The 17,273-nt window shown below is 71.1% G+C and carries 13 protein-coding genes; 6 read left to right on the forward strand and 7 right to left on the reverse strand.

From position 1 onward, the window contains the following. Positions 1-7: 7 nt before the first annotated feature. The 3 genes from G398_RS0101315 to G398_RS0101325 form a co-directional block, all read right to left on the reverse strand. Positions 8-3,280 (reverse strand): S41 family peptidase, encoded by a 3,273-nt coding sequence (locus tag G398_RS0101315; RefSeq protein WP_026852242.1) that lies wholly within the window; start codon positions 3,278-3,280, stop codon positions 8-10. 111 nt (positions 3,281-3,391) lie between these two features. Then, a complete protein-coding gene (rsmH, locus tag G398_RS0101320; RefSeq protein WP_026852243.1) occupies positions 3,392-4,423 on the reverse strand; it encodes a 16S rRNA (cytosine(1402)-N(4))-methyltransferase RsmH in 1,032 nt (343 codons plus the stop codon). 16 nt (positions 4,424-4,439) lie between these two features. Then, positions 4,440-5,912 carry an aminotransferase-like domain-containing protein gene (locus tag G398_RS0101325; protein ID WP_026852244.1) on the reverse strand — a complete coding sequence of 491 codons (1,473 nt, stop codon included), beginning with the start codon at positions 5,910-5,912 and terminating at the stop codon, positions 4,440-4,442. 200 nt (positions 5,913-6,112) lie between these two features. Between G398_RS0101325 and G398_RS0101330 the strand changes: the two genes are divergently transcribed. Further along, a complete protein-coding gene (locus G398_RS0101330; protein ID WP_026852245.1) occupies positions 6,113-7,171 on the forward strand; it encodes a hypothetical protein in 1,059 nt (352 codons plus the stop codon). Between the two features lie 247 nt (positions 7,172-7,418). On the opposite strand, the gene G398_RS19065 is transcribed toward G398_RS0101330, so the two are convergent. Next, positions 7,419-8,093, reverse strand: coding sequence for a cupredoxin domain-containing protein (locus G398_RS19065; protein WP_052571095.1), 675 nt, complete (start codon positions 8,091-8,093; stop codon positions 7,419-7,421). 66 nt (positions 8,094-8,159) lie between these two features. Here G398_RS19065 and G398_RS19070 point away from each other — a divergent pair, with 66 nt between their 5' ends. Beyond that, complete coding sequence (locus tag G398_RS19070; RefSeq protein ID WP_157492233.1) at positions 8,160-10,295, forward strand: serine/threonine-protein kinase; 2,136 nt, start codon at positions 8,160-8,162, stop codon at positions 10,293-10,295. A gap of 378 nt (positions 10,296-10,673) precedes the next feature. On the opposite strand, the gene G398_RS0101345 is transcribed toward G398_RS19070, so the two are convergent. Further along, positions 10,674-11,441 carry an alpha/beta fold hydrolase gene (locus tag G398_RS0101345; protein ID WP_026852246.1) on the reverse strand — a complete coding sequence of 256 codons (768 nt, stop codon included), beginning with the start codon at positions 11,439-11,441 and terminating at the stop codon, positions 10,674-10,676. Between the two features lie 39 nt (positions 11,442-11,480). Here G398_RS0101345 and tsaA point away from each other — a divergent pair, with 39 nt between their 5' ends. Genes tsaA through G398_RS0101360 form a run of 3 tightly spaced genes read left to right on the forward strand, consistent with a single transcriptional unit; the run spans position 11,481 to position 13,401 of the window. Beyond that, positions 11,481-12,005, forward strand: a complete 525-nt coding sequence (tsaA, locus tag G398_RS0101350; protein WP_026852247.1) for a tRNA (N6-threonylcarbamoyladenosine(37)-N6)-methyltransferase TrmO — start codon at positions 11,481-11,483, stop codon at positions 12,003-12,005. A 60-nt stretch (positions 12,006-12,065) separates the two neighbouring features. Further along, positions 12,066-12,629: a hypothetical protein gene (locus G398_RS0101355; RefSeq protein WP_026852248.1), complete on the forward strand. Its 564-nt coding sequence runs from the start codon at positions 12,066-12,068 to the stop codon at positions 12,627-12,629. Positions 12,630-12,633: 4 nt separating this feature from the next. Next, a complete protein-coding gene (locus tag G398_RS0101360) occupies positions 12,634-13,401 on the forward strand; it encodes a class I SAM-dependent methyltransferase (RefSeq protein WP_026852249.1) in 768 nt (255 codons plus the stop codon). Positions 13,402-13,565: 164 nt separating this feature from the next. Here the strand turns inward: G398_RS0101360 and trhA are convergent, their stop codons facing one another. Beyond that, the gene (gene trhA, locus G398_RS0101365) at positions 13,566-14,327 is read right to left on the reverse strand and encodes a PAQR family membrane homeostasis protein TrhA (RefSeq protein ID WP_052571100.1); all 762 of its coding nucleotides are present in this window, start codon (positions 14,325-14,327) and stop codon (positions 13,566-13,568) included. A 48-nt stretch (positions 14,328-14,375) separates the two neighbouring features. On the opposite strand from trhA, the gene ggt reads away from it, so the two are divergent. Beyond that, a complete protein-coding gene (gene ggt, locus G398_RS15380) occupies positions 14,376-16,025 on the forward strand; it encodes a gamma-glutamyltransferase (RefSeq protein ID WP_043483009.1) in 1,650 nt (549 codons plus the stop codon). A 27-nt stretch (positions 16,026-16,052) separates the two neighbouring features. Here ggt and G398_RS19075 read toward each other — a convergent pair whose 3' ends face one another. Further along, on the reverse strand, positions 16,053-17,069 hold the full coding sequence (locus G398_RS19075; RefSeq protein ID WP_052571102.1) for a response regulator transcription factor: 1,017 nt from the start codon (positions 17,067-17,069) through the stop codon (positions 16,053-16,055). Positions 17,070-17,273 lie beyond the last annotated feature (204 nt).

Genomic DNA, 17,273 nt, shown 5'->3' on the forward strand with positions numbered 1-17,273 from the left:
GACAGGGCTAGTTGGAACGGTTCGGATACACCGGTTTGCGGGTGGCGGGGGGCTGCTTCCTGATCGCCGCCTCCACCTCCTGGATGGCCCGGTCCAGCTGGGGGTCCCTGCCCTGGGCCAGCAGGGCGGGGTCGTCCATCACCTCGATGTCGGGCTCCACGCCGTGGCCCTCGACGATCCACTTCCCCTCATTGGAGTAGATGCCGAAGGTGGGCACGGTCACGCCGCCGCCGTCGATGAGGGCCGGGGAGCCGCTGATGCCGATGAGCCCGCCCCAGGTGCGGCGGCCGATGAGGGGGCCGAGGCCCGCCTGCCGGAAGTAGTGGGGGAAGAGGTCGCCGCCGGAGCCGCTCCAGCCGTTGATGAGCATGGCCATGGCGCCGCTGGGGGCGATCGCGGGCCACTGCCAGTCCTTGCCGTCGCGCACACCCCAGTGGTTCAGCGTCCGGCGGCCCAGCATCTCGATGAAGCGGTCGGGGATCTGGCCGCCGCTGTTGAATCGCTCGTCGATGATCAGGCCGGCCTTGTCCCACTGGCCGCGGAACTGGCGCACCAGGTCGTTCTGCCCGCCGATGCCGGTGTCGGGCACGTAGATGTAGCCGATGCGCCCCCCCGAGACCTTCTCCACATGTTTCCGGTTGGCCTCGATCCAGGCCCAGTAGCGCAGCGGATAGTCATTGGCCACCGTGTCCACCAGCACATCCCGGGCGCCCTCCAGAGAGGGCTTGTCGTTGACGGTGAGGAGCACGGTCTTGCCGGCCAGGCCCTGGAAGGCCGCCCAGGGGTCGGTGCGGACGTCGAGGGGGATGCGGTTCACGGCCAGGAGGTAGTCGCCCTCCTTCACCTTCAGGCCCGGCTGGGCCAGGGGGGCCCGGGTCTGGGCGTCCCAGTCCGCGCCACGGAGGATGGTCTTGATGCGGAAGGCGCCGTTCTCCAGGGCGAAATCCGCGCCCAGGAGGCCGACGCCGAGGCGCGCCGGCATCTCCTGGTCGCCGCCGCCGCGGTAGGCATGGGAGGCGTTCAGCTCGGAGATCAGCTCGCCGATGACGAAGTTCACGTCCTCGCGGGTCACGCAGTCCTGGAGCAGCTTGCCGTAGCGGACCTTCTGGGCCTTCCAGTCCACCCCGTGCATGCCCGGGTCGTAGAACATGTCCCGCTCCAGGCGCCAGGCGTCGTTGAAGAGCTGCTGCCACTCGGCGCGGGGATCGAGGGTCATCATCAGCTCGCCCGTGGGCAGCTTCTTCTCGAACTTCTGGTCGGGCTTGAGGTCGATGAGGGCGTAGTCCAGCTTCCGGTTCACCAGCACCTTCTTGCCATCGCCGCTGAGGAGGGCGCCATCGAGGTCCGCCAGCACGGCCTTCTCCTCCCGCTCCTCCAGGTCGTAGGTGTAGAGGGTGCCCGTGGTGCCCTCGGCCATGGGATTGATCTGGGCGGCGCGCCGGTAGACCAGCTTGCCCTTGGTGGCGGCCAGGTCCGCGTAGTAGCCCGCCGCGGGCGGCAGGAGCACCATGCGGCCCTCCAGGCCCTCCAGGTCGATCTCCACGGGCTTGGGAGCCTCCTTCTTCCCCTCCTCCTTCTTGTCCCCGTCCTTCCCGTTCGTTTTGTCGGCACCCTCCTTCTTCTCGTCCTTCGCGGCATCCGCGTCATTGCGGGGAGCCATGGGAGAGGGCACGTCCCTGCGGAGCGGCAGGGCCGCCACCCGGGTGGTGGCAGCGTAGACCCAGGTGCCGTCCAGGTCGCTGTAGGTGGGGCTGAACTGCTGGCCCGTGGTGAGGAAGAGATACCGCCCCTCGGGATCGAAGGCCGGATCACCGGCGTTGTAGTAGGGCGAGGTCACCTCGCGGCGCTGGCCCGTCTTCGTGTCGTAGAGGGCGATCACGCTGTTGCGGTTGGCCGTGTCGCGGGGGTAGGCGATCCAGCGGCTGTCCGGCGACCAACTGGCGCGGAAGTCCTGGAGGGGGCCATCGGACATGAAGAAGCCCTGGTCGATGGCCTGCGTCTTTCCGGTGGCCAGGTCGCAGAGGTGGATGCGCATGGCCTGGTCCGCGAAGACCACCCGCGTCCCGTCGGGCGACCAGCTGATGCGGTAGCGGAAGCCCGGGCCCAGGTGCGTGACCTGGCGCTCCACTCCCGATCCGTCCGCCGGCCGCACACAGAGCTCATACTCGCCGCTGCGGTCGCTGAAGTAGGCCACCTGCTTCCCGTCCGGCGAGAGGGCCGGATAGCGCTCCGCCGCGCCGGGCGTGCGGGTGAGGTCGATCACGTAGCCCTTCTCCGCGGGCACGGAGAAGACCTCGCCCCGGGCCTCGAAGAGCGCGCGCTTGCCCTGGGCGGACAGGGTGGGATGCCTCAGCAGCTTGCTGGCGTTCTCCTCCCTCGGCCGCAGGGTGGCCCGGTCCGTGACCACCTCCACCTTCACCTCCACGAGCTTCTCCGAAGGCAGCTCGATGCGGTGGAGGCGTCCCCCGGCCTCCAGGACGATGTCCGAGGGGCCGATGGCGGGGAAGTGGATGTCGTAGTCCTTGAAGAAGGTGATCTGCCTGAAGGCCTTCGTGGCCAAGTCGTAGGACCAGATGTTGCTTCGCTTCGCACCGTCACGGTCCGAGAGGAAGTAGAGTTTCCCGCCGTGCCACATGGGCTGGGAGTCGTTGGAGCCGCCTTCGCTGGGCAGGCGGGTGGCGGTCTTCTTCTCCAGGTCGTAGAACCAGATCTCCGAGGCCATGCCGCCGCGGTAGCGCTTCCAGGTGCGGAAGTCCGTGCTGATGGGCTGGTAGGCCAGGATCTTCCCGTCCGGCGACAGGGCGCCGAACTCGGCGTAGGGCAGGGGCAGGGCCTTGGGCAGGCCGCCGCCCTTGGGCACGGTGAAGAGCTTGTTGAAGCGGTCCTTGCCGGACTCCATGCCCGAGGCGAACAGGATCGACTTGCCATCGGGGGCCCAGTCCACCATGCGATCGGGCATGGGGTGGTGGGTGATCCGGGCGGGGACGCCGCCGCCCACGGGCAGGGTGTAGACATCCAGGTTCCCGTCGTAGTTGCCGCTGAAGGCCACCTCCCGGCCGTCCGGCGAGAAGCGGGCGAAGGTCTCCTCGCCCTTGGGCGTGGACAGGCGCTGGGCGGTGCCGCCGGCCTTGGGGACGATCCACAGGTCGTTGGCGTAGGTGAAGACGATCTGTGTCGCCGACACATCCGGATAGCGCATCAGGCGGGCGTCAATCTGCGCCGAGGCGCCGACGGAAGCCGCCACGACGAGGGCGGTGGCGAAGAAGGGCAACAGGCGCATACGGCTCTCCGGGTTCCTGAGGGGTCCGCCAAGCATACGGAGGTCCGGCCGCGCGGGTTGAGTGCCCGCGGATGCTTGCATCTGACAACCCGAGGTGTGGTTCGGGGAGGATCAGCCCGTCCGCCGGGCCCAGCGCAGCTTCGCGCTGGTGGAGCGGGGGTTCGAGCGCCGCTCCTCCGCCGAGGCCCGGAGGGGCTCGGCGGCCACCTCGGTATAGGAGCCTTCCCTCAGTCCCTCCTGGAAGGCCTTCTTCACGCGGCGGTCCTCGCCGGAGTGGAAGGTGAGGATGGCCACCCGGCCGCCGGGCGCCAGGGCGGCGGGCAGCTGGGTCAGGAAGTGGTCCAGCACGCCGAACTCGTCGTTCACGGCGATGCGCAGGGCCTGGAAGGTGCGCTGCATGGCCCGCTTCACGTCATCGTCCTCCAGGCCCTCGGCCAGCAGGGCCGAGCGGATGCACTCCGCGAGGCCGCGGGTGGTGCGGACCTCCCGGTCTGCCACTTCCCGGGCGATGGCCTCCGCATGGGGCTCGTCGGCGTTCGCCATCAGCAGCTCCGCCAGGGCGGGCGCGTCCAGCCGCGCCAGCAGGTCCGCGGCGGGCTGGCCCTTCTGGGGATTCAGGCGCAGGTCCAGGGGACCCTCGGCCTTCCAGGTGAAGCCCCGGGCCGGGTTGTCGATCTGCATGGAGGACACGCCCAGGTCCGCCAGGATGAGGTCGAAGGGGCCCAGCTCCGCCGCGACCTTGGCGAGGCTGGCGAAGTTGGTGCGCCGGACCACCAGCGCCTCCTCGTCGAAGCCCAGGGCCCGCAGGCGCGCCTCCGTGCGGGGCAGCTCCAGGGGATCCACGTCCAGCCCCACCAGGCGTCCGCCGGGCCGCAGGCGCGTGAGGATCTCCCGGGCGTGGCCCCCGTAGCCCAGGGTGGCGTCCAGGGCCCGCTCGCCGGGCTTCGGCGCCAGGGCCTCGAGGATCTCATCGACCATGATGGAGCGGTGCGTCCCCGCGGGCGTGTGGCCCCGGGCCGCCACCTTGGCCTGCTCCTCCGCGTAGCGCTCCGGCGCCAGCTCCTTGTATTTCTCGTCGAAGCGCCGGGGGTGGGTGCCCTTGTAGCGGGGGCGGCGCGGGGGCCGGGGGTTCGGGTCGGTCATACGGCCATGGTAGCCGTCAGCGGGCCCGGACCTCCTTCAGGGCCAGGGCCATGCGCCGGCAGGCCTCGTTCTGCTCCTCCACCGTGTGCGCCGCGAAGCCCAGGCTCAGGTGCGGAAGGGGATGCCGGTGGAGGTCGTACAGGCTGCCCGGGTAGACCACCACGCCATGGGCGAGGCAGCGTTCCGTCCAGGCCTCCAGCGGAATGTCCCCGGCCACCGAGAGCCAGAGGGAGAGGCCTTCCCGGGGGTTCTTCACGGAGACGGCCGGGTGGAGGTGGAGCAGCAGCCGGTCCACCATGGTCTCCCGCCGCTCGTCCGTGAGCTTCCGCACGCGGCGCAGGTGGCGCAGGATCTCGCCGTCGCGCAGCGTCTCCTCGATGGTGGCCTCCTGCACGAGGTTGCCGGGCCAGTCCACCAGCTGCCGCTGCTGGGCCAGGAGCTTGATGAGGCCCGCCTCGCCGGCCAGGAAGCCCACCTGCAGCCCCGGCGCCAGGATCTGCTCGAAGCTGCTGAAGTAGAGCACGCGGCCATGGGGATCCTCGCTGGCCAGGGGCAGGTGCGGGTTGCGCTCGCGGTGGAAGCCCAGGGCGGGGTCGCCCTCCAGGATGCGGAAGCCGTGGGCCTCGGAGAGCTGGAGCAGCCGCTGGCGCCGGGCCGGGTCCAGGTTCACCTGGGTGGGCTGCTGGGGCGCCGCGGTGAGGTAGAGGAGGCGGACGGGCTCCCGGCGCAGGAGCAGCTCGAAGGCCTCCACGTCCAGGCCGCGGGCGTCCACGGGGACGGCGAAGAGCCGGGCCCCGGCGGCGCGGAAGGCCTCGGCCACGCGGAACTGTCCGGGGTTCTCCATGGCCACCGCGTCCCCCGGCGCGAAGAGCACCCGGGACACGAGGTTGAGGGTGCTCATCAGCCCCCGGGTGAGCAGGAGGTTGCCCGCCTCCACGGAGAGGCCGCGGAGATCGCGCAGCATCTTGCTGAGGGAGTTCCGGAGATCCAGCAGCCCCCGCGGATCCCACCCGGGCTGGAGCAGGCGCTCGGGGTGCAGCCGCAGCACCCGGCCGTAGGCCCGGTGGATGGCGTCCGTGGGCGTGAGCCGCAGGTCCGTCGTGTCCGGGAGGAGCTGGAAGGACTCCGGCGCCGGGAGGCCAGGCTGGAAGAAGGGCCCGGTGCGCGGCGTGGCCCGCTTCCAGGAGGCGGAGTCCTGGGCCGAGATCCCCTCCGGGACCTCCAGGGCCATGGGCCGCTTCCTGGCGATGAAGGTGCCACGGTCCGGAGAGGCCTCGATCCAGCCCTCGGCCTCGAGCTCCCGGTAGGCGGTCAGGGCGGTGGTGCGGTTCACGCCCAGAAGCTCGGCCATGGCCCGGGTTCCGGGCAGGGCGTCGCCGGGCCTGAAGCGCCCGTGGCGGATGCCCTCCTCGATGGCCTTCACCAGCTGGAGGTACAGGGGCTCCGGATCGGACCGGTCCAGCGCGATGGCGAGATCCCAGGTGCCCACAGGGCCTCCATGCCTCGGGCCAGGATCCGGTTGCGGCGGGGCCCCGTCAAGGCGGCCGGGGACCCCACGATCCAGGATGGCGCCCGGGTGATCCAGGGCCAGATCCGGTTTCAGGATGGGGACCCCTCCGGTGGCCGCGGCCGCTTGCCCCGCCCGGGCAGTGGGCTACCATCCACGGAAGCCCGCGGGCCCGGAGACCGATGCCGATCCGTCGCTGGACACTCCCCCTGGTCGCCGTCCTTGCCCACGGCCAGGAGACCGCGCCGCTCCCGCCGCAGGCCGGCGGATCCTGGCGGCCGGCCTGGGAGCTGACCCTCCGGGGGGACCGGCTTTCGGATGCCGGCTACGATCCGGAGTCCTTCCGCCGGGTGGATCTCCAGCTCCGGCTGCGCTGGGCCTGGGAGTCCGGGAACCTGCGCCTGGAGGCCGGGACACGGTCGGCCCTGGGCTCGGACGGGAACCGGCTCAACGCCGACCGCTGGGACCAGCAGCCCTCCAACGGGAACCAGGTGGATGTGGCCAAGGCCACCTGGACGGAGCTGTCCGAGCGCGCCTTCGGCTCTCTGACCCTGGGCTTCCAGGAGAGCGGGCTCCTGGCCCCCCAGGCCCTGTGGGACCGGAACCTCCGCTTCCTGGGCGCCGGCGGGCGCTTCGGGCTGCGCAGCCCCGGCGGCCTGGTCCAGGAGGCGGGCTTCCGGGTGGCCGCGGGCCGGGTCCGGGACGTGCTGGGGGGCCGCGTGAACCTCCTGGCGGGACAGCTGGTGCTCAAGCTGGACACGGGGCCCTGGTCCTGGACCGCCCATGCGGATCGCTGGGGCCTGGCCTGGGACGCGGGTGACGAGCGGCTCCGGGCCCTGCCCGGGCACGATCCGGCGCAGCGCCAGCGCATGACGGTGGAGGCCGCGGGAGTCTCGGCCACCTGGCATGCGGCCCTCCCGCTGGAGGCAGGCTGGTCCGGCTCCAGGAACCGCGAGACCGGCGAAACCGCCGAGGAGGCGCAGCTCGCCCTGGGCAGCCGCCAGCGGCTCTACTGGCCCCAGCTGGCCCTCTCCTGGCAGCGCCTGTCCTCCACGGGCACGCTCTATCCCGTGAACGGGGACGAGTGGTGGCACTACCGCCGCGCACGCGGCCCGCGCGTGGACCTGGCCCTGCCCCTGCCGGACCGCTGGCTCGTCGCCGTCGTGTACCTGCGGCAGCGCTACGACGGGGCGGACGAATCCATCGCCCGGACCCTGCTGGTCCTCTCGAAGCGGTTCTGATACCCAATCACCATCAAGAATGAAGATTCACCACGGAGGCACAGAACCCACGGAGGCGGCACGGAGCCCTCCGTGCAACTCCGTGATGGGCAGGCCAGAGGCCGCTTCCGGCTCCGCCGGAAGCCACAGGAGGCGCCGGGCCCGGACCCGCCTGGAGCGTTCCGGACCCGGCGCCTCCTGTGTGCCCATGCTCCGTTCCTCCGTGGTGGATCTTTTACGATTGATTGCAATTTGGTATGAGCCCAGATCAGTACGCCCGCTCGTCCTGGGGCGGGGCGTAGTCGCGGCCGAACTTGTTCTTGTGCGGCTCCAGGGCCGGCAGGGACAGGTCCAGGTCCCAGGCGCCGCGGGTGACGCCCTCGCCGATCCGCACCGTCCAGGTCCGCTCGCTGGCCTCGGGATGCCAGAGGCGCAGCCGGTAGGCGCCCGGTGGCACCTGGTCGAAGGCCAGACCGGTCCGCCCGTCCAGCACCTGGGCGAAGGGCGTCGTCACCACCCAGAGGAAGGCGTTCATCTGGTGGTGCACGTTGCAGTAGAGCTTCACGAGGCCGGGCCGCGCCACCTTCACCCTGGGCGCGTCCCCCGGCTGGTACTGGCCCGTGTCGAAGCGGTTGCCCTCGGTGACGCTGAACACGTTGTGGAGGATGTGGTCGAGGTTGGGGAAGGCCACCTCCGTCCCCGGCGTGGCGAGGGAGACCCGCGGATGGAACTGCTTCCCCACGGTCCTGATGGACACGGGCCGGGAGGGCCCCGGGGCCGGCAGGGGGACGTCGAGGGGCTCCAGGATGGCCACGCAGTCCTGGAGCGAGGGCCGGACCTTGCCGCCCTTCTCGTGCAGGCGCACGGGGCCCTGGAGGCCGCCCGCGAGAAGGGGAACGGCCAGCACCAGGATCGGCAGGCCGTTCGCGAGGACTCGTCTCATGCGTGGCATCCCGGGTAGATTCGAGCCAGTATAGCCACCACCCAAGGGAGGCCGATGCCGCAGGGCATGAGCTGGTACCGAACGCTGGCCTGGACCTTCTTCCTCCGGCAGGCCGCGGCCATCGCCGCCCTCCTGGCCTTCATCCTCTGGGTGGCCTACAGCGAGGCGGATCGCGGCGCGCGGGCCACGGCCAGCGCCAGCCTCTCCGCCGGGCGGTATGTGGTGGAGCGCGCCTTCGAGCAGCAGGGGCGCTCCCTGGACGCGGGGCTGGAGGTCTTCACGGAATACTCGGGCAACCTGGCACTGGTGGAGCACGCGCTGGAGGCAGGGGCCTCCACCAGCCTCGCGGACACCCTGTCGGAGAACCTGCCGCGCCTGGGCGCGGACCTGGCCCTGGTGGTGAAGCCGGACGGCAGCCTGCTGGCGGCCACCGGCGGCGGCGGACGCCTCTCCTTCCCCGACGCCGGCATCCTCCAGATGGCCCTGGCGCCCGAGGAGGCCGAGGTGGCGGGCCACCGCGGGCCCTTCTACCGGGGCTTCCTCCGGGTGGACTGGGGGGACCGGCCGGGGATCTACCACGCCGTGGCCCGGCCGCTGAAGTCCCCGGGCGGCCGGCCCCTGGGGGCCATGCTGGTGGGCGTGCGGGTGGACGACCGCGCCGCCCTGGACCTCCGGCGCGTGGCCATCGCCGGGCCCCAGCGCGGCGACCCCTCCGCCCACCTGGCCCTGCTCAGCCGCTTCCAGACCCTGGGGGCCACCCTCCCGGGGCGCGGGGAGCTGGACCGGCTGCTGGCCCGGGACCCGGCCCTCCTGGCCGCGCGGGGGCCGGTGCTGGACGGCCAGGGCTCCGGCGTCCTCTCCTTCCGCGTGGACGGGCGGCCCTACCTGGGGATGGTCTCCCCCATCCGGGGCGTGAACGCCCTCGATCTGGAGTTGGCGGACGTCCTGCTGCTGCCCGTGGATCCGCTCATGGCCCCCTTCCGCAACCTCCAGCGGGCCATCCTCATTGCCGGCGCGGCGGGGCTTCTGGCGGCCCTGGCCCTCAGCCTCCGCTCGGCCCGGAAGGTCACGGCGCCCCTCAAGGCGCTGGCCACGGCCACGGAGGCCCTGGCGGCGGGAGAGCACCCCGGGCCCCTGGCCCTCGTGCCCACCGAGGACGAGGTGGGCGTGCTGACCCGCACCTTCAAGTCCATGGTGGCGGAGCTGCAGGCCAAGGACGAGCTGCTGGCCCTGCTGGGCTCCGCCCGGCGCAGGCCCGCGGTCCCGGCTCCCGTGCGTGCCGTCCCAGCGCGGGAGGATGAGGCCACGCAGCGCCTCCGGCCCGGGGGCCCGGCCCCGGAGGAGCCCCTGCCGGCCCCGCTCCAGGCGGGCGCCACCTTCGCCGGGCGGTACCGGGTGGAGCGGATGCTGGGCCGGGGCGGCATGGGCGTGGTCCTCCAGGTGCGGGACCTCCAGCTGGAGGAGGACGTGGCCCTCAAGGTCGTGCGCGCCGGGCTGGCCTCGCAGCCGGCCTACCTGGAGCGGCTCAAGCAGGAGATCCGCCTGGCCCGCCGGATCACCCACCGCTACGTGCTCCGCATCCACGACTTCGGCGAGAGCGACGGCATCCCCTACGTGACCATGGAGTACCTGCGGGGCACCACCCTCCGGGAGCTGCTGGAGGGGCGCGGGCGCCTGCCCCTGCCGCTGGCGCTGCGCATCGCCCGCCAGGTGGCGGAGGGCCTGGAGGCCGCCCACCAGGTGGGCGTGGTCCACCGGGACATCAAGCCGGCGAACGTGCTCTTCGACACCCGGGGCGATGCCAAGATCATGGACTTCGGCCTGGCCGCCCCGGCCGCCGGAGCCGCTCCCGGGGATGAGGGGCAGGTCCACGGGTCGCCGCGCTACGTGTCGCCGGAGCAGATCCGCGGTGGCCGGGTGGACGCCCGGACGGACCTGTACTCGCTGGGGGTCATGCTCTTCGAGCTGTGCGCCGGGAGCCCGCCCTTCGACAGCCCCCGCATCGAGGACCTCCTGTCCCTGCACCTGGAAGCGCGGCCGCCGGCCCTGGCGGAGGCCGCGCCGGACCTGCCGCCGGACCTGGGCCTCCTGGTGGCCCGGCTCATGGAGAAGCGGCCCGAGGACCGCCCCCAGTCCGCCGCCGAGGTGGTGGAGATCCTGAAGGCGCTGGCCTCCGAAGGCGGGGGCACGTCGCGCCTGTGAGCGCCCACGAGCGTTCCATAAGCAAGCCTGCTTATCGGCCAGGCTCAGCCTGAAATACCTGGAACCGCAGAGAACGCAGAGGGCACAGAGGTGTCCAGGCCAGGACATCCGGGCCTCTGGCCCCGGGCCGCGCATGGCGCCGCCCGAGAAAGGATGTCCGCGGTGGATCGAGTCCCCTTTGCGATCTCTGTGCGCCCGAAGGGCGTCTCTGTGTTCTCTGCGTTCCCCTTCTTTGGCTGAGGTTCACCGGTAAGCAAGACCTTGTTCACCACCAAGACCACCAAGAACGGCAAAAGCGCCTGGTCTTGGCTTTTCTTGGTGCCTTGGTGTCTTGGTGGTGTTCCTGATGTTTTGAATGCGGAGTCGTGTGAATACCGCCTAGGCGGAGGGCAGTCCGTCCAAGAATTCCGCCAGGGCCGCGAGCACTCGCGCCTCCTGGTCCTTGAAGGGGACGTGCCCGCAGCGGGGCAGCTTGAGCAGCCGCGCGCCGGGCACCCGTTCCGCGATGACCTCGACCTGCCGCAGGGTGGCGTACTCGTCGTCCTCTCCCTGGACCGCCAGGACTGGACAGCGGATGTCGCGCAGGCAGGCCTCGATGTTCCAGTCCCGGAAGGCCGGCGACAGCCAAGTGTCGTTCCATTCGCGGAACACCCGGGGCGCGTCCGGGTGGTAGCGGGCCAGCTTCCGGGGCCAGTCCGTGGCGGCCCAGGCCTCCCGGGCCGCGCGCAACCCCGCCAGCGTCTCCTCCTCGATGAACTCGTGGGGCGCCATGACCGCGAGGCCGAGCGGAGCCTCCGGGAAGGCCGCGGCGAAGAGCAGGGCGATGCTGCCGCCGTCGCTGTGCCCGATGAGCACGGGCCGCGCGATGCCCAGAGCGGCGAGGAAGGCCGGCAGGGCCCTTTCCGCCTCGCGGTGCATGTAGCGGGGCGTGCGCGGCTCCGGATGGGGGTCGGAGGCCCCATAGCCCGCGCGGGAGCCCGCCACCACCCGGCAGCCCGTGGCCGCGGCCAGGTGCTGGGGGAAGCTCCGCCACATGGCGGCGCAGCCCAGGCCCTCGTGGAGCAGGACCAGGGCGGGCCGTCCCTCCGCGGCGGCGGGGATGTCGAGATACTCGATCCGGAAACCATCCACGGTGGTGTGCTTCATGGAGCTAGCCTAGCGCTACCCTGGCGCTACCCTTCCAGCATGGCCGCCTCCGCCTTCACCTACCGCCCCATCGGAGTCCTGCGCTCGCCCTACGCGAAGCGCATCGACGCGCCGCACCAGCCCACGGTGGTGGCGGGCACGGAGACCGGAGCGCCCGCGGAGGCCACGCTGGAGCTCGATGCCTCCCTCCCGGAGACCGTGCTTCGGGACCTGGAGGGCTTCGAGCGCGTGTGGCTCATCTTCGCCTTCCACCTCAGCGAGGGCTGGGCGCCCCTGGTGCAGCCGCCGCGGGGGCCCCGGGCCAAGCGGGGCGTGCTGGCCACCCGCTCGCCCCACCGGCCCAACGGCCTCGGCCTCTCCTGCGTGGAGCTGGTGGCCGTGGAGGGCCGAACCCTCCGCCTGCGGGGCGTGGACCTGCTGGACGGCACGCCCGTCCTGGACCTGAAGCCCTACGTGCCCTATGCCGACGCCTTTCCAGAAGCCCGGGCCGGGTGGATCGATGGGGTGGACGAGGCCACGGGCCGCCACTCGGCGCCGGGCCCCCGGAAACCCCGGCGCGCTTGACGTTACGGGGACCCGCGGCCATCCTGCGGGCACCCCAACCCCTACCCAAGGAGCCATCCCATGGTCCCGCTCTCCCAGCTCTGGCTACCCATCGTGCTGTCCGCCGTGATCGTCTTCGTGGCCAGCAGCCTCATCCACATGGTCCTGAAGTGGCACAACTCGGACTTCCGCGCCCTGTCCAACGAGGACGAGGTCCGCGCCGCCATCCGCAAGGGCTCGCCCGCGCCGGGCCAGTACGTGATGCCCCGTTGCAACGACATGAAGGAGATGGGAACGCCCGAAGTCCAGGCGAAGTACCAGGAGGGCCCCGTGGGCTTCCTCGTGCTGAGCCCCAACGGCTCCCCGAACATGGGCAAGGCCCTGGGCCTGTGGTTCCTCTACGCCGCGGCCGTGGCCTTCATGGCCGCCTACGTGGCCGGCCACACGCTGGGCGCGGGCGCCCACTACCTGAAGGTGTTCCGCATCGTGGGCACCGTCTCCTTCCTGACCTATGTGGGCGGCAGCGTGCAGATGGGCATCTGGATGGGCAAGCCCTGGGGCAGCGTGCTCAAGGACCTGCTGGACGGCCTCATCTACGGCCTGCTGAGCGCCGGCGTCTTCGGCTGGCTGTGGCCGAGGATCTGACGCCGTGGAACCCAAGTCCGACCGCTACGGCCGTATCGCCTATCGCAGCCTCATCGACTGGCCCCAGCGCCTGAAGCGCGAGGCGCCGCTCCTCCAGCGCGTACTGGAGGGGGCGCCTTCGCGGCGGGTGCTGGACCTGGGCTGCGGCACCGGCGAGCACGCCCGCCTGCTGGCCAGCCTGGGTTTCGAGCCCACGGGCGTGGACGCCTCGCCCGCCCAGCTCGCGGCGGCCCGGGAGGCGGATCCCTCGGGCCGCTACGTGCAGGGCAGCCTCACGGGGCTGGCGGAGCTGGTCGAACCAGGGCAGGGCGGGGCCCTCTGCGTGGGCAACACGCTGCCCCACCTCACGGAGGAGGCGGACCTCCGCCGCTGCTTCGAGGGCCTGGCCTCGCGCCTGCTGCCGGGCGGCGTCTTCCTGCTCCAGACCCTGAACTACGACCGCATCCTGGACCGCCATGAGCGCGCCCTGCCCGCAGTGGTCCTGCCGGGGGAGGACGGCGATGAGACGGTTTTCCTGCGCCTGATGACCGCCCGCGAGGGCGGACGCCTCACCTTCACGCCCGTGCGTCTGCGCTGGCATGCGGGGGCCACGCCACCGGTGGAGGTGGTCTCCGCCGAGGAGGTCCAGCTGCGGGCCTGGCGCCGGACCGAGGTCGAAGCCCTGCTCGCCGCCGCGGGCTTCGAGGTGCGCGAGGCCCTCGGCACCATGACCGGCGAGGCCTGGAGCCCCACCTCGTCGGACCTGGTGATGGTCGCGGTGAAGCGCGGCTGAAGGCCTCCACGAAGGACACGAAGGAAACGCAAAAGACCGCGAAACCAGAAACTGGCGTTCCGGCCCGGAAGTCCCAGGTTGGGGCGCCCCGAGCTGCCTTCGTGGCCTTGATCTTCACCTTCGTGGTGGGCTTTTCAGAAGTAGGCGGGCCACTGGATCGGGCATCAGCTCCCGGGGATCACATGGAAGAGCACCCCGAAGACGTGGCAGGCGCTGCCGGCCACCACGAAGAGGTGCCAGAGGGCGTGGTGGTAGGGCAGCTTCTTGAGGCTGTAGATGGCGGCGCCCACGCTGTAGAAGACGCCGCCGCCGAAGAGCCAGCGCAGGCCTGCGGGTGAGAGCGCGCGGACCAGGGGCTCCGCGGCGATGACGATGATCCAGCCCATGAGCAGGTAGATGCCCGTGGAGATCCAGCCCATGCGCTTCACGAAGGCGGGATCCACGGCGGGCCCTGCGGGGGCGTGCAGGTGGTCGATGGGGGCCGGGCGCAGGGCGGCCTTGGCGATGCGCCCGTAGAACACGCCCTTGAAGGTGATGCCCAGGACCGCCAGGCCCCAGACCAGGCCGAAGACGGTCCAGCCCCAGCCCGGGCTGACGCGGCCCAGGGCCGAGAGGCAGAAGGGCGTGTAGGTGCCCGCGATGAGCAGGAAGATGGCCGAGTGGTCGAAGACCTTGAAGACCAGCTTCACCCGGGGGCCCCGGAAGGCGTGGTACAGCGTGGACATGATGTAGAGCAGGATCAGGGTGGAGCCGAAGATGGCCGCGCCCACCACGTCCCGGGCCGTGCCGTGGAGGGCCGCCTCCACCACCATGAGCACGAGGCCCGCGATGGCCAGGGCCGCGCCCAGCCCGTGGGTGAGGCTGTTGGCCAGCTCCTCGCGGGGGGTCTGCGGCGTCGAACCGGGGATGACGGCGCTTCGGGACATGCCCCAAGGATGACAGACTCAAGGACACAGGCACCCAAGAGGCTCTCCATGCACCTTCGTTTCTTCCTCTCTCTCTGCCTTTCCCTCAGCCTCCTGGCCCAGGGTAAAGGGGTGGTGGTGAGCCAGGAGCGCCTGGCCTCCGAGGCGGGCGCCGCCGTGCTGCGCGAAGGCGGCAGCGCCGTGGACGCCGCCGTGGCCACGGCCTTCGCCCTGGCGGTGGTGCATCCCGCCGCGGGCAACCTGGGCGGCGGCGGCTTCCTGCTGTCGCGCCCTACCTCGGGTCAGCCCTCCTTCGTGGATTTCCGGGAGACAGCCCCGGCTTCGGCCCATCCCCGCATGTGGCTCAAGGCCGACGGGACCTACGATGAGCCCCGGCATCACGATGAGCTCGCCTCCGTGGGCGTGCCGGGCACGGTGGCGGGCCTGCGCGAGGCTTGGAAGCGGGAAGGCCGCCTGCCCTGGGCGCGTCTGCTGGCGCCCGCTATCCGCCTCGCGCGGGAGGGTTTCGTGCTGTCGGAGAACCAGGCCGCCAGCCTCGCAGAGCAGCTGCCCGCCTTCCGGAAGCACGGCCCCACCCTGGCCCAGTTCAGCCGGAAGGGGGAACCGCTGCGGGCGGGGGATCGCCTCGTGCAACGGGATCTGGCCCGCACCCTGGCCCGGCTGGCCAAGGACTGGCGGGACTTCTACCGCGGCACCACCGCCCGCCTCATCGTCCGCGACATGAAGGCGAACGGGGGTCTCATCACGGCCGCCGACCTGCGTGCCTACCGGCCCGTGCTGCGGGAGCCCCTGCGGGGCACGTACCGGGGCCTGGAGCTGCTGGCGGCGCCGCCCCCCAGCTCCGGCGGCCAGGTGCTGATCGAGGCCCTCAACATCCTGGAGGGATATGACCTCAGGGCCATGGGCGCGGGCTCCCCCGCAGCCGTGCACTTGACTTCCGAGGCCCTGCGCCGGGCCTTCGCCGACCGGGCGCAGTTCCTGGGCGATCCCGCCTTCACGCCGGACATCCCCCTGGCGCGGCTGCTGTCCAAGGCCCACGCCGACGAGCTGCGCGCCACGATCCGTCCGGACCACGCCTCGACCTCGGACCCGGCCCGCTTCATCTGGCCGAAGGACCGCCCCGACACCACGCACCTCTCCGTGCTCGACGGGAAGGGGAACGCGGTGAGCCTCACCTACACCCTGGAGGAGAGCTACGGCCTGCGCCGCATCGTGCCCGGGGCGGGCTTCCTGCTGAACGACGAGCTGGGCGACTTCAACGCCGTGCCGGGTCTCACGGACACCGCGGGCCGCATCGGCACGGCGCCGAACCTGGCCCGGCCCGGCCAGCGCCCCCTCTCCAGCATGTGCCCCGTGATCCTCGTGAAGGACGGCCGTGTGGTCATGGTGAGCGGCAGCCCCGGCGGGCGCACCATCCCCGCCACGGTGCTGGGCACCGTGCTCAACGCCGTGGACTTCGGCATGGATGCCCGCGCCGCCGTGGATGCGCCGCGCTTCCACCACCAGTGGCTGCCGGACCGGATCCAGGTGGAGGCGGATCTCCCCGCTGCCACCCGCGAGGCCCTGCAGGCCATGGGCCACACCCTCAAGGAGGTGAAGAAGCAGGGCTGCGCCCAGGTGATCCTGGTGCGGGACGGCCGCGCCGAAGGCGCCGCCGACACCTGGCGCTGGGTGGATAGCAGTGTGGCGTCAGAATAGACGCCAGGCGACCGCGCCCTTTTTCGTCTACAGGGCTGATGCCGGGGAAGGGGTTCCGGAGGCTGAACTCCGGTCCTCTTCCGCCGTCAGCTTCTGAACCAACTGGACGAGTTCCACCCGGTTTCGGACGCCCGTCTTCTGGAAGATCCGGTAGTTGTGGTCTTTCACTGTTTTCAGGGAGATGAAGAGCGCGTCCGCGATCTCCTGGTTGGTGAGGCCGCGGCAGACGAGCTGGATGACTTCCCCCTCCCGCTTCGAGATCCCATAGGCCCCCGCCAGTGGATCACCGGCGAGTTTCATGGGCGTGGCTTCCTTCATGGGAGCTTCCGGGGCGTGGAGGATCGGGTCGAAAAAGTGGATCCAGGACACCGTCACGAGGTTGTAGACCACTCCGAACGCGACGGTGATGGTGACATAGGTGTACGGATGGACTGCGGCCGAGTACCGGTACCACCCGATGAAGAGGGTCAGGGTGAGGAAGATGACGGAATAGGCGGCCCCGAGGAGCCGGATATTCCGCCAGGCGGCTCTTTCCTGGACCGGGTGGGTGCCGAGGATGAACCAGAGGCTGAGGAGGGCCATCGTCAAGAAGGTCAGGCTGACGAGGATGCGGTTCAGCAGCCGGATCAGGGGCTCCTGGTCCATCGCGAAGAGGGCCAGGTAGATCGCTGCCGCGCCTGCTGACAGAAGGGAAGCCGCCCTCCAGGTCGAGCGCAACGATTTCGGCGAAAAGGCCGGCCGGGTGGTGCGGAGGATGAAGGCCAGGTAGGACGAACCCAAGTGGATGGCCAGGGCCACCGAGAGGCAGGAGAGGGCGAGGATCACTCCGCGCCCCATCGCGGGTGAGGGTTCCCCGAGCATGCTTGCCTCCAGGAAGCGATAGGTCAGCCTCAGGAGGATCCACAGGTTGTAGAACAGCAGGGGCGGGACGAGGGCATCGGCCACAGGTGAGTAGTGGTGGTGGGAGCGTCGCGACACGAGGGCCAGGGACATGAATCCCGTGGCCAGGGCGATCAGGAACGTCAGGACCATCGTGGGAAACATGCGGCAAGCATAGCCCACCTATGCGTTCTCTCCCCTCCGAGTTCAGCCCAGGGCGGGGGGAACCTCCGACTTAAGTCCGGATCCCGGGAATCAGGACTATCGGCGGATGGACCTGGGACTGGGCGGGTCCACATTCCAAGCAGCATCAACCACCGTTTCAACCACACCCAGTGAGGACTGCCCATGATCGCCCGACGTACCATC

The sequence above is a fragment of the Geothrix fermentans DSM 14018 genome (assembly GCF_000428885.1).
Taxonomy (GTDB): domain Bacteria; phylum Acidobacteriota; class Holophagae; order Holophagales; family Holophagaceae; genus Geothrix; species Geothrix fermentans.